The organism is Paenibacillus ihbetae (genome assembly GCF_002741055.1).
In the GTDB taxonomy this organism is placed as follows: Bacteria; Bacillota; Bacilli; order Paenibacillales; family Paenibacillaceae; genus Paenibacillus_AQ; species Paenibacillus_AQ ihbetae.
In genome coordinates, this window is the sequence record NZ_CP016809.1 from 6,006,043 (window position 1) to 6,026,138 (window position 20,096).

The window sequence follows — 20,096 nt, forward strand, 5'->3', positions numbered from 1 at the left end:
TAAACATTTTCGAAACGGTTAATACCTGGTTTCTTAGGTGTTTAGGCTTCTCCTTTATTCTATAGGCAGGGCGAGCGAGAATCGCACCTATGAATCTTAAGGAGGGCTTATCGATGAATAAATATAAGACTAAATTTGCTTCCCTTATGCTGGCAGCAGCCCTGGGCACCGCATCCTTGCCATTGGCCGCAGAGCCGGCAAACGCCGCTATGGCAGCCATGACTTCTCAGGAGCTTCAAGAAGCGATCCAAGAACTAAGCCGGCTTGGCATCATCCATGGCTATCAGGACGGTACGTTGAGAATGCAAAACAATATAACCCGCGCCGAGTTGGCGAAGCTGGTCGCTCTGACGTTTGGCCTGGAGAGTTCGCCCGCATCGCCGGCACAAATAACCGATACCCCTCCAAGTCACTGGTCCTTCACGTACGCTGCCGCCTTGACATCGCTGGATATCATGAAGGCGGAGGACGGAGTCTTTGACCCAAGCGGATCCGTAACCAACGACGAGCTGGTGCAGATCGTGGCCAAAGTGCTGAAGCGGGATGTGAAATCCGTGCAATACTGGGCGGAGCCGTTCTTCTCCAGGAATCACAGCACCACCCGTGGGGAGGCTGCGTTCCTGCTGGATAAAGCCCGGCAGGCGATCCCTTCGGCAAATGCCAACATAACAAGCGTCCGTGCCTTAAACGCCATAACGCTGATCGTTACTTTCGATGCCCCATTGACAGCAGAAAATGAAGCATTTGCACAAGCCAAAGCGGATTTTGCCTTTACGAACGGACTTACCCTGACGAATATGCCGCGTCTAAAAACAGGCTCAATTGCGACGTATATCGTCCCAACATCCGTGCAGCAGCCAGGTACAAGCTACACACTGGCTTATAAGGGTAAGGATGCGGGAAGCTTTACCGGCAACGCCAATAAGCTTGACATGACAGAGGTAAGACAGGTTGCGAACGATACGTTTGAGCTGGAGGCTCTCAAAGAGAACGGAGTGGTTGATTACGGCTACGTCATTTCCGCCTATAGTGCCGGCCGCGGGGAGAATGCGTTCATCTTGGATGACAACAACCGGGCGGATGGGGTCGAATACCAGATCATTTCCTCCGGCCAAGCCAGAGAGGTGACGATCACGCCGGAAGGCGGACAGCCGATTACGGCCAAATACGTTCCCTTTACACAGTCCACAGACGGCAAGCAAGAACCGAAATTCCGGCTGCCTGAGGGCATAGTCCTGAAGCCGGGCATTACGTACACGGTTACATCGGATTGGGCGAATATTGCAAGCCCGACCTTTGTCGCCAAGGAGATGGCCCCGCTCCAAATCGATAAGGCCGAGGCTGCTAGTGAAACCTCCATCGTCGTTACGTTGGCGGAGGATCCGGGCGATGAATTGTTCTCCGGCCGCAGTGTGGAATTGACGGATGCCGAGGGGAATAAACGGACAGCCGCCTATAAATACTCCAGCCGTAAAGGGGCAGCAGGCGTATTCGAACTTGCGCATGGCAGCAAACTGACTGCAGGGACAACGTATGTCGTGACCCCAGTCGGTGAATGGGCCGGCGAGTCCGAGGCGGAGCTGACTGTTGCACCGTAATGGTTCGTACAAAGCAGCTTCCCCGGCCATAAATGTGTAGAAATTATTACATGACCTTGCACGCTTGAAGCGGCAGGGTCATTTTTTTTTGCAGCGTGTAATTTGCTATGTCAAAATCATGAGCTGCGATACTATCACCATTCGTTTCATTTCTTAAGGTTCAACGAGAATGGGCATATTTTTCGCCTGTACAAGCGCTTATCCTGCATATATGCAGGAAAGCTCCCGATGGCCGTTGAATATATCGGAGGACCACAATAAATCTCAGGTGTACTACAGGCACCTTTAGCCGCAGGAGGAGAACAACATGAAGTCGATCACCGTTCAAAGTCTTACGGAAAAATTTCAATTAGAAGTGCTTGCAGGAGCCAACCGTATGGATCGTTTGATCACCCGTGCGCAGACACATAGGCCGGGGCTAGAGTTTGTAGGATATTTCAACTTTTTTCCTATGGAGCGAGTGCAGGTGCTTGGGCGCAAGGAAATTAACTACTTGCTGACGCTTAGTATAGAGGAACGCAAGTTACATATCGGCAACATCGTTAAATATCATCCGCCGTGCTTTATTGTAACGTCGGGTCAGCAGGAAATCCCTTATCTGACGCTTTTCTGTAATCAAGAGGGCATTCCATTGCTGCGGACGACCGAGACCACAACGGAATTTATCGCGAAGCTCAACAGCTATTTAGTGAAGACACTGGCACCGGAGATGTCCATCCATGGGGTCTGCGTGAATGTGTCTGGGATAGGCATCCTGCTCAGGGGCAAATCCGGAATTGGCAAAAGCGAAACGGCGCATACCCTGATCCGAAAAGGACACCGGTTCGTCGCCGATGACATCGTGGTGCTGAAGAAGCTGGGGCCGACGACACTTCTCGGTACTCATAATGAGATCAGCCGCGAGTTCCTGGCGCTCCGAAGCATCGGACTGATCAATGTGGTACGTCAATACGGGCGCACGGCGTTTCAGGACGAGACGCGAATTGTGCTCGATATCGAGCTGTCGCCTTGGCAGGGGGACTCGCTTAACAATGAATTGGAGACGGTCCCTCAATTTACAGAGTACTTGGGCATCCAGATTCCGCATATCGAGGTTCAGCTTCAGCCAGGACGCGACGTTGCCGGTCTGATCGAAGCGGCGGCTAACAATTGGTATCTTAAACAGCTCGGCTACAGCGCAGCAGAAGACTTTATGAAGCGGATTGAAAATGAGATGAAATCTTGACCGGAATCGGCATTCTAATTGCACCCATTGGTAATTCCTGATATACTTTTCGCATGTTATGAGATTGGGGGTAGTACCGATGGCAATGCGAGATTGCTCATTTACTAGGAAGTGCTCATGCAAAGCCTAAATGGGGCGATACTTTGCATGGGTGAGATCGAAGGAATTCCATCGCCCAGCCTTGGATATTATCGTATCTAATAATAGGCTTTGCACCTTATTCGTTTTTTCAACAAAAATAAGGGGCTGAAGACCTATGAGTACAACATTTATTAGAAACCATCAATTCAACGTCATTAAAAAGCAAGCCGATTTCATACAGAAGACTCTGCGAACCGCCGCGGATCGGAGCGTCTTGGAAACCGTTCGATATCGTTCCGTCGTGAATATCACGGAAGCAATTCCCGATCTGACGCAGGAACAGAAGATGCTGCTGGAGGAGATCACGACCCTCGAGACGGCCAATGATTTCCAGAGATATCTTAGTGCATTGGAACCGTATATGGAGCCGTATCCGCCGATTACGGTTAAACAGATTCAGAAGCTGTTTCCTAAAAATAAGAAACTGAAAGTACCTGATCTAGGATCCATCGACTTTCGATATACGACGTATTTGAGTTGGGTGGATATCGCAACAAGCCGTTTGTTCATTGTTTACCCGTTCGAGGGGAAATTTATCGGGATCGAGGGCAGAATTACGCCGACGCACAAGAAGGGATATTGCCTGTTCTGCAATCGCCATCAAGAGCTTGCATATTTCTCGGTCAGAACCAAATCTGCTTACGCTTCACCGGATAATTTCTCTTCGGTTGGCCATTACGTTTGTATGGACAATCAAGCGTGTAATCAATGCATTACCGCTACCGGATCCTTGGAGAAGTTTATACTCTCGGTTAGTAAATAAACGTTATAAAGGGCTGCCCCGAAGGCAGCCTTTTATTATAGATCAGGCAGATGCGACAAAGCTCCAATTGACTTGATATTATCGCTCGACGTGAAGAAGGAAGGTACATTTCAGCTAGCATCTAATCGAAAATTTAATTACCAAAGCGTCCAAATCTTTCTCTTAATCTTACATAGATTATATTATCTTCACGAAAGGAGGATTTTTCATGAAAAAACACCATGATAAGGTTTTAGTGATTGTCCTCAAGCCTGGACAAAAAGTCATTGTAAAGTGTGAGAAGCACAAAAAGCGTCGCGCATAAAAAGGCAGGTGAGCCTAATCTTTATAGATTGGGCTCACCCCCTTCATATCATTTACATACAAAATCAAAGCGTACATAAAGACGGGCATATGGTTTTACGAACCGGCTCTACAACCTAAACAAAACGGCTAAGGGGAGATTATTGTAGTGGAGAAGCTGCTTAAAGAACAGATCAATTTCATTATTGAAATCGACAAGCTTAAAACGATTGAACGAAAAACCAAGATTATTCATGGGTCAAGGCTCGAAAATGATGCGGAACATACGTGGCATCTTGCAATGATGGCCCTTGTGCTGCATCAGCATTCCAACCGCTACATCGACCTCCTCAAAGTGCTCAAGATGCTCCTTATCCATGATTTGGTCGAAATTGATGCAGGCGATACATTCGCTTATGATACGGCCGGGCACAATGACAAGTTTGAGCGGGAGCTGCAAGCAGCCCAAAGATTGTTTGGCATGCTTCCGCCAGAGCAGGAAGAGGAATTCATGAATCTATGGTTAGAATTTGAGAGGAAGGAGACGGACGAAGCGAAGTTCGCTTCCTCACTCGATCGACTGCAGCCGCTTATCCATAATCATTTAAATCAGGGAGATACGTGGCAGAAATATCGGATTACGAGCGAGCAGGTCATCAATCGCAATCAAGAGATCGGGAATGGATCAAGGGCATTATGGGAAGTTGCGCAGTCCATCATCGATAGCTCGATTGAACAAGGAATATTGGCTAAATCGTAAATTCCAGGAAGAACAAGAAGGGATCGCTTGCCGAACCCCTTGTTCTTCTTTTTTAGCAGCAATGAGCGAGAATTCGGATCAGGCTATGATAGGGATACAAATTTCACATAAATGATTCCTTATCATTTCACCCGTATATCTTTCGATGACCGGTCTGTTATCCATTTGATAGCCTTTACTTTGAATAAAGGGGAGAACGTCACTCCAAGCTCTTTGTACTGCTTCAGCGGTGTGTTTGATTTTGCAAATGACATAGGTTCCGCCAACGAGCTTGCTCTCATTGATGGATCCGGCGATTTCGTAATCCTCAGAAATGACAATGCAGGCATCGTACCGGCAGTTTTCGGGAGGTGTTTCTGCGGGATGGTCTTGCGGAATTCCAAACAGGATGGCCGAGGTTGTGAGAAGCTCTCGCTCCATAGCCCACCTTTTTAATTTTTCCATCACCTGGGCATTGGCAGGGCCGTACGGTCCAACTTGTCGTACATAGGCAATGCGGTAGGTTGGAAGATGCTCGACGGACATATTCGTCATTTTTAATTTCCTTTCTCTGGTAAATTGGGTGCTGCCATTTGATGCTAACATGTTATAAAAAATATTTAAAGGAAATTATCGATGCATTTAAAAATATTTATCAGAAGTATCGATCGCTCCCCCTGCTGCTCCGAATGATTCCTAACGCATCATGTTCGTAATCTGTAATCTTGCCACGAATCGTTAAAGCAGATGACTGCTTTCCAGCAGTAGGCTCTTTATGGAAAGGATATCTTTTCGCCAAACCTTATCATTTGCATGAATGTTGTACGATAGAAGGGTACATTCAAAAATGCAGTAAGAAAGGTGGGAGAAAATGAATAAAACGATTCCTATTTTCCCTTGCAAATCGCTTGAAGAGGTGGTTGTGTTTTACGAAGCCCTTGGATTCGACGTAACCTATATGCAATCCGTTCCATATGGATATGCAGCCGTGAAGCATCGAATAGGTGAGGTGAATTTCACGAGGCAAAAAAATTATGAAAAGGAAAAATCCATTAATGGTGCTTATATCCTTGTTGAGGATGTTGAGAGTGTGTACTCTGAATTTATTTCGAATTTAAAAAAGGTATACGGAAAAGTGTTCCGTAGCGGTGAGCCTAGAATTACCAAAGTAAGCACCAACAAAGAAGATATTCGTTTTAATCTGGTTGATCCTGCAGGGAATTATCTGATTATTGGGCAAAAAAAAGAACGGGATGATCGAGGGAAATCATATTCAGCCGGTACTTCTACCATCGAAAAACGATTCTATAGCGCATATACATTAGCACATTCTAAAAACGACTATCGAACCGCGTATAAAATCATTGAGGGACTTACCGGTAAAAAAGAAGAGATGTCACAGATTTTCTATGCGAAGTTGCTCATACTAAAGCTTGAAATCGAATTTCATTTAGAGCGAGGAAAGGAAATGAATGAAACGCTTGCCGAAATCAATACGATCAATTTGAATCGAAGTGTATTTGAGCGATTACTTGAAGAGAAGCAGCGTCTTCAAGAGTTGCTGGAGGAAATTTCTCCAAAAAACCTGTGAATGGCAGGGAGGTACATATATGAAAGATCGACTTGAGCGCCAGTCGGAGAGTTTGATGAAGAAGCGGCCGGGAGAGAGCCTGACAGTTGAGTGAACAGGAGAGGAACTGATGATGAACTATAGACAATATGATCGAAATGACATTCTTCCATGCACCAAAACCTTTATGCAGGTCTTTAATGAAGAGCCGTGGAACGATGGATGGACAATGGAGCGCGCACGGAAATACTTGCAGGATTTCACCGATACGCCTGAATTTGTCGGGGTTATCGCTGAAGATGTGAGCGGGGCAGCGGGCTTTATCTTTGGCGTACGCAAGCGATGGTGGAGTGCGGATGAGTTCTTTATTCACGAAATGTGCGTGCGTGGTACCAGTCAACAATCGGGCATAGGCACCGGCATGCTTCAATTCCTGGAGCGGGAGCTTACGGCTTCCGGGGTCAGCAACATGACGCTCTTAACGAATCGGAACATACCTGCAGAATCGTTTTACAAGCGGAACGGATTCAACGAAATCGACAGATTGGTGTTTATGAGCAAGGATTTGAAATAATTCTTATATGAAAAGAGACCGTTCCCCTGATCTGCCCAAAGGGAACGGCTTTTTTATATACTCGATTAACCCGATTTGATAAGGATAAGCGTCAACGAATGCGTTAACTCGTACGCAGAACAGTCTTGGAGCACTTGAACAACTTATGGTTCCCAGATGACGGTCGGGTAGGGGAGTTGATCATAGGCGCCAGCCCAATAATAGGAATCTGCAAGTATGCGTCGCGGGAGGAAACCGATCTCGCCGCTCGGCACCGAGATGTGTTCAGAACGGGAGGTGAACATGCCTTCCGTATTTGTCACTCCTTGAACATACTTTCCAGCCATATGGGTGTATCGTCCGCTGACCCTTGCAGAAATCGGCTGCTTCGTCTCCATGTCAACGACCTGGATGGTAACCGTAGCGGTGCCTTCATTATAGGTAATGGTCATATGGTCAATGATCATGGGCTTCATTGCGGACGGAGCTGTAGTTGCAGCTGCAGCAGCACTGGGTGCTCCTTCATTGCCGCTGATGTCAACGGCCGTAATTTTGTAGTGATACGTCGTGTTTGGCAGCAGCCCGGTGTCCTCGAATGACAGAGTGTTCGATGAACCTGCATACGTATCCGGACCAATCTCGAATGCAGCATCGGTACCGCGATAGATCCGATATTCGTTCACGGCGCTGTTGTCCATAGCCATATCATAATGAATGTCGATCCGCTGGTAATCGAATGCAGACGCGGATACCCGGCTGACCAGTCCGGGAGGCTCGTTGTCTGCTGGAGGCTGCCATTTGAACCCGCCAGGCCCCCACTTGCTCGGGAAATCGACCAACGAAGCGTAGTGGTGGATCGCAATCCCGCCAAACGCAGGATCGTCTTCGAAAGCTGCGTATACCTTGTTGAGCTCCTGTTCCATATAGAGCCGACCTTCCTCATGGAAGCTGATGGTCTCCGGATCTCCGCCATCGGCAATGTCTTTCGTCTCGACTCCGATCACGACGGATTTAGGTTTACCGATCCTGGATGCATAAGCCAGCTCGTTTACGGCATGGGCAATAATGCCTGCGGAGCCTTCGGCCTGATCCCGATAATTCATGATGGAGATGTAATCTGCAGTGTCCTGAATGTGCTCGGACAACCACTTGGTCCCCCCATTCCAGGTGATATTGCCGGCATCCGCCGAAGAATCATACCATCTCGGAATGGCAGCTCCCACTGAGAGCGAAAGTCCGGACGCCGCTTTTCGTGACATGAGCAGCTTCAGCATATCCAGATACTGAATTTGGACGGAGGGCTTCGCCGTTTTGAAATCAGGCAGGATATACGGTTCGGTGTCCAGATTGATTCCGTCAAATCTGGCGGACGCTTCGGAGGCGAGATTATAATTCAATACCTGCTCGAATTCTTTGACTGCCTGTGCGTGATAACGGCTGTAAGCCCCGAAGTAGGGAGGTGCGGTACCGCCGGCAATCAAAGCCTGCACATCAAAGCCTTCTTCATGTGCCCACGTAATAAACCGCTGCACTTCATTTCGGTAATCTTCCAGCATCATGGTTCCCTGATATTTCCCGACGGCCAGATACAGCGTCTTGATGGGGCGCTGATCAAAGGCAGCGGTGTCCTTGGCCATGGCAGCGAAAGAATACCGCGCATTCGGGTTTAGCACCAGGGGATAGGAGGCATTTTCCCATATCCAGATTGCCCGGTCCTGATCGGGAAGGGGGTGAGTATCCCCGTAAGTAAGGTCTGTAACCGATTCTGGATGGAAGGGCGCCCAATCGACGGTTTCCGTTCCCGCAACATCATCCTGGTCAATGTTGGGATCATCCTCGTAAACGTCGCTAGTGACGGCAGCATGGGCAGCCGAAATACTGCCGGATGCAGTATTTCCGGTTTGCGCATAGACGGATAAGCTGTAACCTGTATTGCCGTGCGTATCGGTTGCTCTGGCTTCCAGGCTGTGGACCGGCTGCGTTAATCGACGGGTATCCCAGGTATATAAATATCCTTTCTTGGCCGGCGGAACCGGGATCCACTCGCCCCCGTCGATTCGGAGCTCGACGCGCGATATCGGATTTTTGCCATCGGCCGAAATCTGGACGTCGACTTTACTTCTTAGCCGGGTGTTCTCGGCTGGACTTACGATTTGAACTTGAGGTTTGTTAGCCGGGGGATTATCGATATTCAGATAAATCCATGGAGACCAAACTCCGTACCGGGTTACAACATCTTTGGATTTGAGGACAATTTCTATAGCCCCGTCCAGCTGAGTCGTATCAAGCGAATAAGACCAAGTCCCGCTGTCATCCCCGTCCGGATCCTTCATGTGGACGTCAGTCACCATGTTTCCGTTCACGATCAGTTCGAGATCATAGACGCCGGAGTAGATACCTGACAGCTCGGCCGTACCCGGCTGAATGGTTTGTCCATCCTGATGAGAATCAATGGTGATCATCGCTGCCGCTTTGGCAGAAGGGAGGGGAATACAGACAGCGAGCAGAATTGCCGTCAGGAACAAGAGTCCACATTTGCGAAACCTCGAGCTTTTTAACATTTTTTCACACCCTTGTCATTGAGATGTAAACGTATTGACCAACCCGGCAGCCTTAAACGCTTGATGGCAAAATCAGATACGGTCACGATTAAAGCGCTTACTTTTAAATATTACGAATAAAGAGGATTAGAACTGCCGCCGGCTATCCTTCTTCAGACGGATCACCATTTTATTCTTGAGACGGTGTAAATCGGGAGAAATTTTATGTATTCTGTCGTTAAACGGACGTTGGTGAATAGGATGTCATGTTTCCTATGAGCATTTGCGGCCCGTTTGAGTTCGTCGGCCCTAGATGTGGATTCCAGCTGAAGAGCATTTACGCCGGGGGCTCGGGTTGAGAGGATTTTCTTGATGGACAGGAGGGATGATGGATGAAATCCATCGCGATTTATAACATGGCCGAAGCGGGGCGCGACGTACGGGATGAAGTGGCAGAGGTTTTCGTGGATGGGTATTATGGTGAATTATCTTATTTCACGAAAGATCGTTCGACCCTTATTTCCGCCTTCAAAGATCTGTTTAGCTCCGAGGTCTTCTATGTGGCAGAACGCCAAGGCAGGATTGCCGGTATACTGGCCTGCTCCAACAATCGGCGGCGGGCGATGCAGGTCAAACTAGATCCGCTTCAGGACGCATTCGGCGCGCAAACGGGAGAACTGGCTTATCAAGTCATGAAAAACGAGTTTAATACCGCTTTGCCTTACGATGACGGGACGGGGTATATCGAATGTGTGGCGACTTTGACCCGTGATCGTGGAAAAGGCATTTCCTCAGCCTTGTTGAAATATGTGCTGGAGAAGCTGCCATATCGCCGCTATGTACTTGAGGTTACCGATTCCAACGAAGCCGCACATCGGATTTACTCGAAATTAGGGTTCCGAGAGTTTGAGCGGAAAGCGGAAGCGAATGCCGAAGTCGTAGGGTTTAAATACCGCATTTATATGGAGTGGACACGCGAGAAATGAACGTTGAGCTGCTCCATGAAAATTTTGAAAGAAATTGATCGACAACTATATAGCGAGTAGTATTCAAACACTTCTGCAAGCAGCCTTCGGACGCATAGGGACCTATGTGAAAGGGGGCTTTTTTATGTACCTCACTTAGTCTTTAATCCTCGCATGCTGGTATGGAGAGGAGTGTTGACGGTATACTGCATATAGGCGAAGAAGGTTATGACTAACGGGATGAACGGAGGTGACACCATGTTCGAATTGCTGATCACCATGACCGAACGGATCGGCATTATTGTTACGATCGCTTTTATCGTGACCCGACTGCGGTTTTTCCGCACGATGCTGAGTCAGGACAAGCTGTCCTCCGTTCAGCGGCTCCAGGCCGTTCTGGTATTCGGCGTACTGGGCATTGTCGGAACGTACACCGGCATTACGGTCAGTACAGAGTCGCTTGCCGTTAATAAATGGATGCTCCAGGTGTCCGAGGACGAAGCCATAGCTAACTCACGGGTGGTCGGAATCGCGATGGCCGGTCTGTTCGGCGGATGGAAAATCGGTTTGGGGGCTGGGCTGGTTGCAGGCTTGCACCGTTTCACGTTAGGCGGCTTTACCAGCCTTGCCTGCGGATTGGCGACGATGCTGGCGGGCATTCTGGCAAGCCTGTTTCGGAAAAAGAACGAGCAGATCAGCGTTTCCGCTGCTTTAATCCTCGGAGCGCTGGCAGAATCGCTGCAGATGCTGATTATTCTGCTGCTTTCAAGGCCTTTTGACCAGGCGTTGAACCTCGTCACATTTATCGGGGTTCCCATGATCGTGGCTAATGGAATCGGCTGCGCCTTGTTCCTGCTGATCATCCGATCCGTAGTCAATGAAGAACAGAAGGCAGCAGCCCAACAGGCACAAACCTCGCTCCGCATTGCACGGAAGACGCTCGGTTACATGCGGCAGGGCATGAAGCCGGAATCAGCTGAAGCGGTCTGCCGGATTCTGTTCGAGGAAGTGAAGGCAAGCGCAATCGCGATGACCGATGACAGAGTCATCCTGGCCCACATCGGCATCGGGGACGATCATCATGCGCCAGGACGCCCGCTGCAGACGGAGGTGACCCGGCATGTTATCGAGCAGGGCGACCTGCTGATTGTCGACCGGCACCAAATCCAATGCCAGATGCGGGACTGTCCGCTCGGGGCGGCGATCGTCGGGCCGCTGAAGCAAGGAGGGGAGACGGTCGGGACGCTTAAATTTTATTTCCGCAGCAAGAAGGAAATCACGCATGTTACTACCGAGCTGATGTCCGGACTTAGTATGCTGTTAAGCTATCAGCTGGAAGCAGCGCAGCTTGCCGAAGCGAAGGAGCTGGCGAGAGAGGCCGAGATCAAGACGCTTCAGGCTCAGATCCATCCGCATTTTCTGTTTAACGCGCTCAATACGATTTTGTCGCTAACGAGGATTGACGCAATGAAAGCGCGCAAGCTGCTTCGGAGCTTGTCGGATTATATCCGGCAGAACTTAACGGCAGCTGCTGCCGAGAAAGCGACGCTTCAAGAGGAGCTGCAGCATATCCGATCCTACATGAGCATCGAAGAAACCAGGTTCGAGGATAAGCTTGCGATCCAATATGAGGTAGAAGAGTCTGCTTTGCACGCTATTGTTCCTCCGCTGACGATGCAGCCGCTCGTGGAAAATTGCATCCGGCACGGCTTCAGGAACAAGACGGATGATTGCATCATTCGCATCAGGATCGCCGGCAAGCCGTCTTCCGGCGTGACCGTTTCGATCAAGGATAACGGCGAAGGAATTCCGGCTGAACGTCTGCAGCAGCTCGGTCTACAGATGATGGAATCCTCATCGGGTACCGGGCTGGCCGTGTTCAACGTCAACCGTCGTTTGACGCTAATGTACGGGGCATCCGCTTCCTTAAAGATTAAGAGCAAGGAGTCAGAGGGTACCGAGGTTGTATTTCATATACCGCCGGCGTCTTCGGCAGCTGACGATAAGTTTAAATAAAGGCAGGGATCAAGCGCATCATGACAGAACGAATCAGAACCATCATTGTGGATGATGAACGATACAGCCGCGAGGAGCTCGCATTTCTATTAAAGCAGCATCCTTCAATCGAAGTTGCGGGCGAAGCGGGATCCGGAGAGGAAGCGGTGCTGAAAACGTTGCAGCTGCAGCCCGACGCGGTATTTCTCGATGTTGAAATGCCGCTCATGAACGGACTTGCGGCGGCCGAAGCCATGCTGGAGATGAAGAAGCCCCCGAAAATCGTGTTCGCCACCGCGTATCCGCAGTTCGGGGCCGATGCCTTCCAGTATGAGGCGATAGACTATCTCCTGAAGCCCATTGACGAGGAGCGTCTGGCTGAGACGGTTCGAAGATTGGAAAAAACGATCCTATCGCCGAAGCAGCAATCGCCAGCGCCGATGAAGTCCTGCGGCAAGCTGTCGTTGGAGGAGGATGGACAGATTCATTTTATCGATCCGGATGACATTATTTTTATATCGCGAGAAGATACGTACACCAAGATTGTTACCGTCCATCGGGAGTTTCATGTGAAGACGCCGCTCAAGGAGCTGGAGGCGAAGCTACGGCTGTACCCGTTCTTTCGGATCCATAAAAGCTATATCGTTCATCTTAAATATGCTAAAAGACTCATCCCATGGTTTAATGGGGCATACCAGCTCGAGCTCAAGGGGAGCAGCGAGCTGCTGGCCGTGAGCCGCAATTACGCCAAGGCTTTTCGCGAAGCATTGGAGCTGTAGGACGACCTGCTCATACTCCTTGCATGTCAACCCGCGGTTTGTGCATCTTAATCCGTAATAACGACATGTTAATCGCAAATCGCCTCCTGCCCGCAGGAAATTCCTTATAATCGATGTAAGCGATTCCAAAGGAGGAGGCGATAGATATGATTACCTTCATCGTATCGATTTTGCTGTTAATACTCGGTTATTTTACGTATGGGAAATATATTGAGAAGTTATTCGGCGTCAAAGAGGAGCGGTCCACGCCGGCTTACGTCAATCAGGATGGCGTTGACTACTTGCCGATGAGTACGGGCAAAAACTCCTTGATCCAGCTGCTTAACATCGCGGGTGTCGGACCGATCTTCGGGCCGATCATGGGAGCCTTATACGGTCCGGTTGCCTTTCTGTGGATTGTATTTGGCTGCATATTCGCCGGAGCCGTGCATGACTATCTGACCGGTATGATCTCGATTCGCAACCGCGGTGCCCATCTGCCCGAGCTCGCGGGCAAATTCTTGGGGAAAGTCATGAAGCATGTGGTCAACGCTTTCGCAATTCTGCTCCTGATCCTGGTAGGAACGGTATTCGTCACCTCGCCGGCAAGCCTGCTTCACAACCTGATGAATGGCTCTATCAGCTTGTGGATGATTACAGTTGCTATCTTCGGCTATTATATCTTGGCAACGCTGCTGCCCATCGACAAAATTATCGGCCGCTTCTACCCGATCTTCGGTGCGCTGCTGCTGATTGCCTCGGTCGGCGTCGGGGCGATGCTGATCATCCAGAAGGCGCCGATTCCCGAGCTGACATTTACCAATATGCATCCTGACAACCTGCCGATCTTCCCGCTGCTGTTCCTGACGATTACTTGCGGAGCTTTGTCGGGGTTTCACGCGACTCAGACACCGATCATCTCGCGAACGACGCAGCGTGAGGGGCAGGGACGCAAAATCTTCTATGGCATGATGATCGCCGAAGGGATTATCGCCATGGTATGGGCAGCTGCGGCGATGAGCTTGTTCCACGGCTCGACCGGTCTGAATGAGCTTCTCGCATCAGGCGGCACAGGGCTTGTCGTAAGCGAAGTCGCGAAGGTGACGCTTGGGGCGGTTGTCGGTACATTCGCTGTGCTTGGGGTTATTGTTCTGCCGATTACGTCAGGCGATACGGCATTCCGCAGCGCGCGGATGATCATCGCCGATTATATCAAGCTGCCGCAGCTTAGCATGAAAAGCCGGCTTCTCATTGCCGTTCCGCTCTTTGTGATTTCGATAGCGCTTACGCAGATCGATTTTAACATTCTGTGGCGTTACTTCTCTTGGGCTAACCAGGCGACTGGTGTGATTGCCCTGTTTGTCGGGGCGATGTATTTGTACATTGCACGCAAAAACTTCTGGGTGGCCCTGATTCCCGGTGCGATGATGCTATACACCACGACGGTGTATATTTTGAACGCGCAAATCGGCTTCCGTTTGTCCATGAACGCTTCCTACATCGTCGGTGCAGTCATCAGTGCGGTTCTGGTGGTCGTCTTCTTTAAAGCCGCACAAAGAGCCCGAGCCGCCAAGCTTCCGCTGGAAGTGGATGTCTCCGATTTCAACAAGGCTGCATAATAGCTACAATTTTAACGGATCAAAGGTTAATCTGTAATCCATGGTTTGAAGGTACTGCAGCAGGTTAGTTACAGCCTGCATTTGCGGTGCCTTTTTGCCGTGATCGGGCATCCACTTCATCCATCCAAATACCTGTTGACATGATGCCGGGTGCATGGCCGCTTCATTCGGCCGTGAAGTCATCCGGCCTCGCGCAGAACCATCGTTCACTCCTTTGCTCCATAGGATAAGGGACTTGGACTTTTTGCAAGATGCTTCATGCAACCATCCTGACGAAAATATACATATAATCAATCCGACCGGCTCATAAAATGATGAAAGTAATGTGTAATGGTGAAAGGGGGCCGTGTGCAAGATGTTAACCCTGTTACTGTTCCTGTTTGCCGCCAGTGCTGCGGTTGCCAGCGTCGATACCACCTGCGGATTGAACGTGCTTGGAAGCCTGGATAACACAAAAGTGAACAAAGCCTCTTATGCACTCGTTTATGTGCTCTCCTGCACGCTGGGGGGCGCGGTGACCGGACTCGCGATCGGCGGTATCAATTATTTGCTGTCTCTAACCCCGCTGAATACCTCATATAATGCAATCATTATCATCATGTTTGCCGTGTTCATCCTGTTAGAGCTGTTTAATAAATCCGGACTTCTCCCAGCGGGAAATTTCATTGTGCCGTCGGAATGGATAAGGCAGGCGGGATACCGTTCTGCAGCGCTCTGGGGCCATATTTTGGGCATGGGATTTATTACGCTTCAAGCCGGCGTCCTGTTCCACGCCTATGTGCTATTATCGATATTTGCGCCGGCCTGGTGGTTGAGTCTTCTGGCGGGAATATGCTTCGGATTCGTACGGGGCACTGTATTTAGTCTCCCCCTGATCCGGTCCGTCGTCCACATGCTGCTGGAAAAAAGATGGCTTAAGCGCACCTTGCTCAGCGCCGTGCGTTTAGTCGTTTCTTACGTGCTGCTGACCGGATCCATCTTATGGATTCTCCTGTCCTAATTTAAGAAGGGAGGTTGCCGTTCCGATGTATGAATTTGCCGCTATTTCCTCCACCTTCCCCATGCTGTTGTCGGTCACCGGCTACATCTGGAGTGCCTTCTTCGGGGATCCGGATCGATTCCCCGGCAGTCCCCGTTTGCACGCGCTGCTTGTATTGCTGCAGTTCCTTACCGTAACCATGGTTTACGGATATCCCTCATCCATGAGCTTTGTTTTGCTGTCGGTCCTGTATTTTACTCAGGGGATCGGCGTGGTTTATTACATACGGAAGAAAGGAAGGGTGGACTGCGGCTGTCTCGGTCCGCAATTTCATTCCCGACTCGGATGGCCGCTCATTGCGGTTAACGGGTTAATGGGAATGCTCAGCTGGGGTTGGAGCCATCCGTCGTGGTTTATCTATCCGGAAGCAGTCGCGCTGAACGGATTTCTGCTGGAGGGCATGCTGCTTCTCGTATCGCTGCTTGTCATCGTGGGCATTCCGGATGCCGTGCATGCCATCCGGATATACCGCGAGCTCGCTGCCCCGCATGCTCCGTACATCAAACCTAGGTAAAGGAGGACGTGATGAACACGTTTTTTTGGATATCCTATATTATTCTATGGCTCCTCGTTGTGCCGTTGGTTCTGCTTAACCTGGTCTTGTTCAGGCAGCTGGGAATCATGGTGATGGGAACTGCGCGGGGGGTGAATCAATCCGGCATTCCGGTCGGTCGCAAGCTTCCCGAAGCTATCACCACCGATCTGCAAGGGGGCTCCTGGTCGACGAGCCGCTTGGCCGGCACCTCAGCCATCCTGTTGTTCGGATCGCCGACCTGCAAGGAGTGCGCCCATATTATTCCCGATTTTACCCGAATTGCGAAGAAGCACCAGGTTAAGCCTGTCCTTCTGTTATTCTCGTCCGCTGAGCAAGCGGCGTCTTATGTCTCGACGATCGGCTATGCGGATGAAGCCGTCCTGGTTACCCCCGAGCTGGCCCGGCAGCTGGACGTCCAAGTAACGCCTTATGCATATGCGGTTGACGGCAGCGGCGTCATCAGGCACAAGGGGCTGGTCAACAGCCGCGAACAGCTGGAAGCCTACGTGAAGGCAACCAAGGCTTCCTGAATACGAGGTGATAAGTATGTGGCGCAAGCCTGCAAATAAGGATGAAGAAGCGCAGACGGTAATCAGCCGTCTGACCCGGAAAGCCAATCGAATCCCAATCTTGAACCGGTTCGCGCAAAAAACGGCGGAGCTGCTGGCAAGAATCCTCCTGAGGCCAGAGGAGAAGCTTGTTCGCATTTCCTTTGCCGCCGGTCCATGCCGCCCGCCTCACGGTCAGTATTGCAGCGGCTGCGGAGCAGATGCTTCATGCCCGCCCGATTATATCATCTGCACGCCGAAATCGGTTATTACAGACTGCAAAGGGCTGTGTCCTTATCCGTCCGGCTGGTGGTATACAAGCGATCCGCCCGGACAACGGGCCAAATGCCAGGATTGCATCTCGCAATATGTTCACCCCGAATTCGGCATAAAAGGCTGCTACCAAGGGGCTCATATTTATGGAAGATATATTATTTGCGCATGCAGATCGACATTTACGTATTAGTGCCATTAGCCAGCTGCCAATTCCCAATCATGAATTAAAACAACCCGGTTCGTCGAAATGCATGGCGTCGTGATGGGATGCCGGCACGCCCAAATCAACAAGAGCCGCAATCCTTATTTTTGGCTGCTTTGTCCGCGCTTTAAGGATATAATTGGAGTAACAGTGAGGGGTATGAACGTTACCATTCATCGTGAGCTGATGAAGGGAATAAGGAGAGGGACTGATGGCGGGCATTGAGATCCGGAGACCCGGGCACGATGATGTCGAGACGCTTGCGCTTTTTTTTCGAGTCGTTGTAACCGATACGTTCGCCAAGGAAGGCTTGGCGGAAATGGAGGAGGATATCGAACAGGAAATCGAATCGAAAATTCAATACTTGCATTGGGATCTGGATTCAGGAGGCGAACATCGGTATTTCCTAATTGCCCTGAATGAAGGCCATGTCGTGGGTACGATCGAATACGGGCCGGCCAACGCCATGATCCGGCAGCACGCTCCATGGAACATGCAGGACATCATGGAGGTGGGTACCGTATTCGTTCACCCTGACTATCAAGGCAGGGGAATCGGAAGCCTGCTCTTAAACGTCATTTGGTTGTCGATGATGGAGCGGGGATACCGGGAATTTTGCCTGGACAGCGGATATTCTGCGGCCCAAAGCATTTGGAAGAAGAAGTTTGGAGAACCCGATGTTCTCCTGCAGGATTATTGGGGCGAAGGCCTTCATCATATGATCTGGAGAAGACCGATTGCTGTAAAGCCTGAATAACCAGGCTTTTTATTATGGCTTAATCAATGGCGCACAAGATTATTCGTGAAATTGATCACATAAATTTGTGGCGATTCCACTGGAATCTGGTGTGTGAGCGTCCCCGAACGGGTGTACAATAGATAGCAGCACCATACAGGATCATCCTGTCAGAATGAATGGAGCGAAGGGGGTGGAGAAGGTGCGTATTCTGCTCCATGATACGAGTGAGGTTCATGAATTGAAAGTATACGATACAGAGGAGTTAGACGGGGTGAAGGGACGTTTCCGCGTGCTTGAATTCTCCGATCAGGCTGTGCAGGGCGTTCTGGATCTGAACGATCCGGAGCGGATCGTCTTTGAGTACCCGAGAGCGATCATTCACCTGATCGATGCCAATCATTCGGATTTCGAGGACATGTTCCTGATCGGGCACGGCATCGGGACGATCGCCCGCCATTATGCGAACAGGCGGATAACGGCAGCCGAGGTGGACAAGCGGGTGGCGGAGCTGGCCCGCACCTTTTTCGGCAGCGAAGCTGAATCCGTGAGAATTGGCGATGGGCGCGAGCTGCTGGAGAGGGAAGCTCAGGATACTTTGGACGTTATTATTGTGGATGCCTTTACGAAGGAAGGAACGCCGCGGCATCTGGCTTCTGCGGAATTTTTCATGATGGCGGCAGATAGGCTGCGTGATCAGGGTATTATGATTATGAACCTGATTGGACGAGGAACTACGGACCCTTATATCCGTGCGATCCACACGACGCTCTATACGGTGTTTTCCTATACGAAGGCATTTCGTCTGTCCGATCGCCGCACAGATATTCAAAATATCATTCTCATCGGAGCCGCGCGCCCTATTCTGTATCAGGAGCGTCATATGGCCGGCTTCCGGGAGGCAACTCTTGAGCAGGGCTATGTGATAACGGATCGTCCGTAGGAAGGGATGGAATACATATGGAATATGTTTTGCTGGTGCTTGTCGGAATGCTGGCCGCGGTGAGCGGGGCGATTGCCGGCCTTGGAGGCGGATTTATCATTGTGCCGGTACTGGCCCTCATGTATACAATGCCGGTGTCCCAGATATCGGGCACATCAATGGCCGTTCTGTTCGTCAGTGCGATCTCCAGCACATGGGCCTACGCGAGGCAAAAACGAATTGATTACCGGAGCGGCCTGGCGTTCTCGGTAGCCATGATACCGGGCTCTGTGCTGGGTGCCTGGACGACAAGCATTGTGGGGAGCCGTGTTTTTTTTGTAGCGCTTGGACTCTTCCTGATGCTGATGGCGGTTGTGATCAACTTCAAGCCGACCCAGAGCCGGGGCGGCTTCCTCCGGCCGACGGTGACAAGAAACTTCATCGATGCCTCCGGCGTTGAGCATCGCTATGCGTTCAATTTGTGGTTCGGCTCGGGGGTTGCGTTTTTTGTCGGTTTCATCTCCAGCTTGTTCGGCATCGGCGGCGGCTCGGTAATGGTGCCTACGATGATCCTGTTCCTGGCCTTTCCGCCGCATATCGCCACCGCAACGTCCATGTTTTCAATTTTGCTTTCCTCGCTGGTGGGAACCATCTCTCATGTCGTGCTCGACCATGTGTTATGGGGGACGTTCATTTGGCTTGCGATCGGAGCGCTGGCCGGGGGCCAAATCGGTGCCAAGCTTGCCTCCAAAATACCGGGGCTCGTCATCGTGCGGATATTGTCGGTTTGCTTGTTCATCGTGGCGATCCGGCTGATGTTTAAAGGATAGAGCGTCCGGGTTCATCGCGTTGAGCCCATTTACTTTTGTTTCAGCCAACCGGGTGATCTGGTTGGTTTTTTTTCTATGCTTAGCGAAGTACATATCAGGGATCAGCTGGATTTTCACGAAAACTGTATACGTCTAGACAATTATCAAGGTGCCGAGTGGAGTTGGTAAATGAAGGAGAAGCAAAGTAAAAAGATGAACGTTGTAACGGAATGCACGCCATTCCATAATGAAAGCGTAACCAAGTACAGATCTTGAATCCA

At 50.3% G+C, this 20,096-nt stretch carries 19 protein-coding genes; 17 read left to right on the forward strand and 2 right to left on the reverse strand.

Features of this window, described 5'->3' with window-relative positions; all coding sequences use genetic code 11:
• The first annotated feature begins 113 nt into the window (after positions 1 to 113).
• The 4 genes from BBD41_RS26995 (at position 114) to BBD41_RS27010 (ending at position 4,769) form a co-directional block, all read left to right on the forward strand.
• The gene (locus BBD41_RS26995; RefSeq protein WP_099479703.1) at positions 114 to 1,598 is read left to right on the forward strand and encodes an S-layer homology domain-containing protein; all 1,485 of its coding nucleotides are present in this window, start codon (positions 114 to 116) and stop codon (positions 1,596 to 1,598) included.
• Between the two features lie 307 nt (positions 1,599 to 1,905).
• Positions 1,906 to 2,823 carry an HPr(Ser) kinase/phosphatase gene (gene hprK / locus BBD41_RS27000; protein WP_077566755.1) on the forward strand — a complete coding sequence of 306 codons (918 nt, stop codon included), beginning with the start codon at positions 1,906 to 1,908 and terminating at the stop codon, positions 2,821 to 2,823.
• Between the two features lie 256 nt (positions 2,824 to 3,079).
• Positions 3,080 to 3,727 carry a FusB/FusC family EF-G-binding protein gene (locus tag BBD41_RS27005; RefSeq protein ID WP_099479705.1) on the forward strand — a complete coding sequence of 216 codons (648 nt, stop codon included), beginning with the start codon at positions 3,080 to 3,082 and terminating at the stop codon, positions 3,725 to 3,727.
• A gap of 451 nt (positions 3,728 to 4,178) precedes the next feature.
• Positions 4,179 to 4,769 carry an HD domain-containing protein gene (locus BBD41_RS27010; protein WP_077566753.1) on the forward strand — a complete coding sequence of 197 codons (591 nt, stop codon included), beginning with the start codon at positions 4,179 to 4,181 and terminating at the stop codon, positions 4,767 to 4,769.
• Positions 4,770 to 4,847: 78 nt separating this feature from the next.
• On the opposite strand, the gene BBD41_RS27015 is transcribed toward BBD41_RS27010, so the two are convergent.
• Positions 4,848 to 5,303: an AraC family transcriptional regulator gene (locus BBD41_RS27015; RefSeq protein ID WP_099479709.1), complete on the reverse strand. Its 456-nt coding sequence runs from the start codon at positions 5,301 to 5,303 to the stop codon at positions 4,848 to 4,850.
• A 316-nt stretch (positions 5,304 to 5,619) separates the two neighbouring features.
• Between BBD41_RS27015 and BBD41_RS27020 the strand changes: the two genes are divergently transcribed.
• Both BBD41_RS27020 and BBD41_RS27025 read left to right on the forward strand, forming a co-directional pair.
• A complete protein-coding gene (locus BBD41_RS27020; RefSeq protein WP_099479711.1) occupies positions 5,620 to 6,339 on the forward strand; it encodes a VOC family protein in 720 nt (239 codons plus the stop codon).
• A 109-nt stretch (positions 6,340 to 6,448) separates the two neighbouring features.
• On the forward strand, positions 6,449 to 6,892 hold the full coding sequence (locus tag BBD41_RS27025) for a GNAT family N-acetyltransferase (protein WP_237086933.1): 444 nt from the start codon (positions 6,449 to 6,451) through the stop codon (positions 6,890 to 6,892).
• A 143-nt stretch (positions 6,893 to 7,035) separates the two neighbouring features.
• On the opposite strand, the gene BBD41_RS27030 is transcribed toward BBD41_RS27025, so the two are convergent.
• Positions 7,036 to 9,432 (reverse strand): Ig-like domain-containing protein, encoded by a 2,397-nt coding sequence (locus BBD41_RS27030; protein WP_099479713.1) that lies wholly within the window; start codon positions 9,430 to 9,432, stop codon positions 7,036 to 7,038.
• Positions 9,433 to 9,803: 371 nt separating this feature from the next.
• Between BBD41_RS27030 and BBD41_RS27035 the strand changes: the two genes are divergently transcribed.
• The 11 genes from BBD41_RS27035 (at position 9,804) to BBD41_RS27090 (ending at position 19,836) form a co-directional block, all read left to right on the forward strand.
• Positions 9,804 to 10,397: a GNAT family N-acetyltransferase gene (locus BBD41_RS27035; RefSeq protein ID WP_099479716.1), complete on the forward strand. Its 594-nt coding sequence runs from the start codon at positions 9,804 to 9,806 to the stop codon at positions 10,395 to 10,397.
• A gap of 237 nt (positions 10,398 to 10,634) precedes the next feature.
• The gene (locus BBD41_RS27040) at positions 10,635 to 12,392 is read left to right on the forward strand and encodes a LytS/YhcK type 5TM receptor domain-containing protein (protein WP_099479718.1); all 1,758 of its coding nucleotides are present in this window, start codon (positions 10,635 to 10,637) and stop codon (positions 12,390 to 12,392) included.
• 20 nt (positions 12,393 to 12,412) lie between these two features.
• Positions 12,413 to 13,150: a LytR/AlgR family response regulator transcription factor gene (locus BBD41_RS27045; RefSeq protein WP_099479720.1), complete on the forward strand. Its 738-nt coding sequence runs from the start codon at positions 12,413 to 12,415 to the stop codon at positions 13,148 to 13,150.
• 146 nt (positions 13,151 to 13,296) lie between these two features.
• Positions 13,297 to 14,748 carry a carbon starvation CstA family protein gene (locus tag BBD41_RS27050; RefSeq protein ID WP_077566746.1) on the forward strand — a complete coding sequence of 484 codons (1,452 nt, stop codon included), beginning with the start codon at positions 13,297 to 13,299 and terminating at the stop codon, positions 14,746 to 14,748.
• Between the two features lie 355 nt (positions 14,749 to 15,103).
• Entirely contained in the window at positions 15,104 to 15,748 is a 645-nt protein-coding gene (locus BBD41_RS27060; protein ID WP_077566745.1) for a hypothetical protein, read from the forward strand.
• 25 nt (positions 15,749 to 15,773) lie between these two features.
• The gene (locus tag BBD41_RS27065; RefSeq protein WP_099479724.1) at positions 15,774 to 16,301 is read left to right on the forward strand and encodes a MauE/DoxX family redox-associated membrane protein; all 528 of its coding nucleotides are present in this window, start codon (positions 15,774 to 15,776) and stop codon (positions 16,299 to 16,301) included.
• A gap of 11 nt (positions 16,302 to 16,312) precedes the next feature.
• Complete coding sequence (locus tag BBD41_RS27070) at positions 16,313 to 16,852, forward strand: thioredoxin fold domain-containing protein (protein ID WP_099479726.1); 540 nt, start codon at positions 16,313 to 16,315, stop codon at positions 16,850 to 16,852.
• A 16-nt stretch (positions 16,853 to 16,868) separates the two neighbouring features.
• Positions 16,869 to 17,336: a hypothetical protein gene (locus BBD41_RS27075; protein ID WP_099479728.1), complete on the forward strand. Its 468-nt coding sequence runs from the start codon at positions 16,869 to 16,871 to the stop codon at positions 17,334 to 17,336.
• A gap of 223 nt (positions 17,337 to 17,559) precedes the next feature.
• Complete coding sequence (locus tag BBD41_RS27080) at positions 17,560 to 18,105, forward strand: GNAT family N-acetyltransferase (protein WP_099479730.1); 546 nt, start codon at positions 17,560 to 17,562, stop codon at positions 18,103 to 18,105.
• Positions 18,106 to 18,259: 154 nt separating this feature from the next.
• The gene (locus tag BBD41_RS27085) at positions 18,260 to 19,027 is read left to right on the forward strand and encodes a spermidine synthase (RefSeq protein WP_099479732.1); all 768 of its coding nucleotides are present in this window, start codon (positions 18,260 to 18,262) and stop codon (positions 19,025 to 19,027) included.
• A 17-nt stretch (positions 19,028 to 19,044) separates the two neighbouring features.
• Positions 19,045 to 19,836: a sulfite exporter TauE/SafE family protein gene (locus BBD41_RS27090; protein WP_077566739.1), complete on the forward strand. Its 792-nt coding sequence runs from the start codon at positions 19,045 to 19,047 to the stop codon at positions 19,834 to 19,836.
• Positions 19,837 to 20,096: the final 260 nt, after the last annotated feature.